4 protein-coding genes are annotated in these 3,709 nt (G+C 71.2%); 1 reads left to right on the top strand and 3 read right to left on the bottom strand.

The genetic code is table 11. The features are described 5' to 3' along the window. The 3 genes from VGV13_22750 to VGV13_22740 all read right to left on the bottom strand — a co-directional run. A partial coding sequence (locus VGV13_22750) for an adenylosuccinate synthase (protein HEV8643897.1) occupies positions 1-1,324 on the bottom strand: 1,324 nt, incomplete at its 3' end. Then, entirely contained in the window at positions 1,317-2,630 is a 1,314-nt protein-coding gene (gene hisZ / locus VGV13_22745) for an ATP phosphoribosyltransferase regulatory subunit (protein ID HEV8643896.1), read from the bottom strand. The genes VGV13_22750 and hisZ, both read right to left, overlap by 8 nt. Next, on the bottom strand, positions 2,627-3,253 hold the full coding sequence (locus VGV13_22740) for a histidine phosphatase family protein (GenBank protein ID HEV8643895.1): 627 nt from the start codon (positions 3,251-3,253) through the stop codon (positions 2,627-2,629). The genes hisZ and VGV13_22740 overlap by 4 nt, the downstream gene beginning before the upstream one ends. A gap of 97 nt (positions 3,254-3,350) precedes the next feature. On the opposite strand from VGV13_22740, the gene VGV13_22735 reads away from it, so the two are divergent. Further along, positions 3,351-3,709: hypothetical protein (locus tag VGV13_22735; protein HEV8643894.1), on the top strand; the 359-nt coding region annotated here is incomplete at its 3' end.

The following is a 3,709-nucleotide window of genomic DNA, read 5'->3' as shown; positions in this document are numbered from 1 at the left end:
AGAGCAGGCTCGAGCGCACCGAGGGGAACCAGCGCAGCAGCGGCGAGTCCTCGCAGAGGATCGTCTCGTCCCGCTGGGGGCCGGTCGAGATCATGCAGAAGGGCGCCCCGATCAGCTCCTGCAGGCGCTCGAGGTACTGCCGGGCCTTGGCCGGCAGATCGGCCTCGTTCTTGGCGCGGCTGGTCGGCGCCATCCAGCCCGAGAGCTCCTCGTAGACGGGCTCGACGCCGCTCAGGACCGTCTCTTCCCCGGGGAAGTCCGTCAGCAGGTCCCCCTGGTAGCGGTAGCCGACGCAGATCTTCACCGTCTCGGACTGATCGAGCACGTCGAGCTTGGTCAGGGCGACCGTGTCGAGCCCGTTGACGCGCACGGCGTAGCGGAGCACGACGGCGTCGGCCCAGCCGCACCGGCGCGGCCGGCCGGTGGTGGCCCCGTACTCCTTGCCCCGGGCCCGGATCTCCTCGGCGACGCGGCCCTTCATCTCCGTCGGCAACGGGCCGCCGCCCACGCGCGTGGTGTAGGCCTTGGCCACGCCGAGCGCGCCGTGGATCTTCTTGGGGGGCACGCCGGTGCCGGTCGCCGCGCCCCCGGCGGTCGTGGAGGACGAGGTGATGAAGGGATAGGTGCCGTGGTCGATGTCGAGCATCGTGCCCTGGGCGCCCTCGAAGAGCACCGAGTACCCGCTGTCGATCCACTTGTGCAGCAGCAGGGCCGTGTCGGTGATGTAGGGGGCGAGCCACCCGGCGTAGCGCAGGTAGGGGTGGAGGATCTCGTCGACGTTGAAGGTCTGGGCGTCGTAGATCTCCCGCAGCAGGCGGTTCTTCTGGGCCACGTTGTACTCGAGCTTCTCGCGGAACAGCCGCTCGTCGAGGAGATCGGCCATGCGGATGCCCACGCGGGCCGCCCGGTCCACGTAGGCGGGCCCCACGCCCTTGCCCGTCGTCCCGATCCGCCGCGGCCCCAGCTTGGCCTCCGATGCGCGGTCGAGGGCCGGATGGTAGGGCATGATCAGGTGCGCGTTCTTCGAGATGAAGAGGTTGCCGTCGAGGATCACGCCCCGTTGGACGAGCGACTCCATCTCCTCGATGAGCGAGCCCGGGTCCACCACGACGCCGCAGCCGATGACGCACCGGCACCCGGGATGGAGGATGCCCGAGGGGATCGAGTGGAGCACGTACTTCTCGCGCCCCACCACCACCGTGTGGCCGGCGTTGTTGCCGCCCTGATAGCGGACGACCACGTTCACGTGCGGCGCCAGCACGTCGACGACCTTGCCCTTGCCCTCGTCCCCCCACTGGGTGCCGACCACCACGATGTTAGGCATGGCCGGCCTTCCGCCCCGCCCCCCGCAGTTGCTCGGGCGCGTCCAGCGCCGTCCGGATCTCCAGCGTGCGCTCGGTGCCGGTGGCGAGATCGACGACCAGCATCTCGCCGGCGCGCGTGCGCGGGCCGCCGACGATGAGCGCTCGGGCCACGCGCTGGGCCCGCGCGCAGGCCAGCGACTCCTCCAGACCGCGGCTGACGATGTCGCGCGCGACCGAGGCTCCCCCATCGCGCAGGCGCCGCGCCAGCGACAGCGCCGCCGTCTTCTCGGGCGTGAAGTCGATGATGAAGAAGTCCGGGCCCGGCAGCTCGACGGCCACCCCCTGCGCTTCCATGACGCTGAGCGCCCGGGCCACGTCGAAGGCGAAGCCCACGGCCGGGCAGTCGTAGCCGAAGCGGCCGAGCATCTGGTCGTAGCGGCCGCCGGCGGCCACCGCGGCGCCGAAGTCGGCCACGTAGGCCTCGAAGTAGGTGCCGGAGTAGTAGTCGAAGCCCCGGACCTCGCCCAGATCGAGCAGCACGGCCTCGGCCAGCCCGTAGATCGCCAGCAGCCGATGGATCTCCGCGAGGTTGGCCAGGGCCCGTTCCGAGCGCGCGTTGCGGGCGAAGGCCGCCGCCCGCTCCAGCACCTCCTCGCGGCCGAACAGCGTGGGCAGGGCCAGGAGCGCGTCGCCGACGTGCGCGGGCGGGGCCAGCTCGCCGACCAGGCGCTCGAGCGTCGAGAGGTCCTTGCGCGCCAGCGCCGTCCGCACCTCGCGCTCGCGGGCCCCGTCGGTCTTGATCTCCTCCATGAGCCCGCGGAAAAAGTCGGGGTGGCCGACGTCGATCTGAAAACGTTGCAGGCCCAGCGCCCGCAGCCCCTCGACCGTCATCGCGATGACCTCCACCTCGGCCTCGGGCTTGTCGAGTCCGATCAGCTCGACGCCGGCCTGGTAGAACTCGCGGTAGTGCGAGAGCTGGGGCTCGTCGTAGCGGAAGACGTTCGTCACGTAGCAGAGACGGATGGGCTTGGGCTCGTCACGTAGCCGGGTGGCCGCCACGCGCGCGATCTGGGGGGTGATGTCGGCGCGCAGCGCCAGCATCCGGCCCGTCTCGCGGTCCACGAACTTGAACATGTTCTCCTGCAGCGCCTGGTCGGTGCCGATGGCGATCGCGTCGAAGAACTCGAAGGTCGGCGTCACGATCTCGCGATAACCCCAGCGGCCGAAGATGTCGAACAACCGCGCCTCGACGTGGCGCTTCCGCCCCGCCTCGTCCGGCAGGTAGATGCGCGCGCCCTTGGGCAGCTGGGTAGGGGCCGGCCTCATGCCAGGGCACCCGTGCCGCTGAGATGCGCCACCGTGTTCATCCGGTGCACCGTCACCCAATCCGGGCGGTACTCGAGCTCCGAGATGCCGCCGGGGCTGGCATCGATGCTCCAGAGGCGTTCCGGCCCCAGGCCGATCGCGGCGAGGACGATCAGCCGCGCCACCACGGCGTGGGTCACGAGGATCACCGTCTCGCCGTCGTGGTCGGACTTGAGGTCCTCGAGGCCGCCGGCGACGCGCTCGGCCACGGCCCCCAGCGCCTCGCCTCCGGGGGGCGTGAACGAGGCGGGGGGGGCGCACCAGGCGTCCCACTCGCTCGGAAAGCGCGCGGCGACCTCCGGGCGCGTGAGCCCCTCCCAGGTGCCGAACCCCATCTCGCGGAAGGCGTCGGCCAGCTGCACGCTGAGGCGGTGGGGCTTGGCGATGACCTCGGCCGACCCGCGGGTCCGCTCCAGCGGGCTCGCGTAGACGGCGGCCGCGGCCGTGGCGGCCAGGGCCTGGGCCACGGCCTCGCACTGGCGGCGCCCCTCGTCGCTCAGCGGGACGTCGCGCCAGCCGGCGAAGCGGCGCTCGCGCGACCAGTCGGTGGCGCCGTGGCGTACGACGAACACTCGAAGGCTCATGGCAACCTCGTCATTCTAGCCCCATTCCCGGTTATCCTGAAGCCTCCCACCGGAGGGAGATCAACCGCTGTGGAGCCGAATGAGAGGAGGAGCAGCCATGAAACAGCTCACGTTCGCTCTCCAGTTCAAGGGAACCGGGGCCCCGGTCCCGGGCAGCGACGACCGGCTGCGGGCCAGGACGACCGCGAGCAGCCAGGCCATGAAGGCGGTGCTGGACGCCAAGGGCGTGCAGGCGACGGTGGAGCCGGTGGATCGGACGACCGCGGTCTTCGAGTCCGAGGTCCGGATCACCGGCGAGGGGACGTTCGTCGAATCGGGCAGCATCGCCTACGGAACCGCCGGCCAGGTCGCGTTCAAGACCGTCGGTCAGGGGATCATCGGCCCCAGCGGAATGGACGATCTCCAGCGCGGCGCCGTGATCTGGGAAGTGACGGGCGGCGACGGTCAGTTCGCGGG

It is taken from the genome of Candidatus Methylomirabilota bacterium (assembly GCA_036001065.1).
GTDB lineage: Bacteria > Methylomirabilota > Methylomirabilia > Rokubacteriales > CSP1-6 > MNEF01.
The sequence above is the reverse complement of the archived record's forward strand: the minus strand, read 5'-3'. Positions and strand labels throughout refer to the sequence as shown.

Bases quoted from the DNA above. Each gene is read 5' to 3' on its own strand.
- VGV13_22740 (HEV8643895.1), bottom strand. From the start codon at position 3,253: ATGAGCCTTCGAGTGTTCGTCGTACGCCACGGCGCCACCGACTGGTCG.
- hisZ (HEV8643896.1), bottom strand. From the start codon at position 2,630: ATGAGGCCGGCCCCTACCCAGCTGCCCAAGGGCGCGCGCATCTACCTG.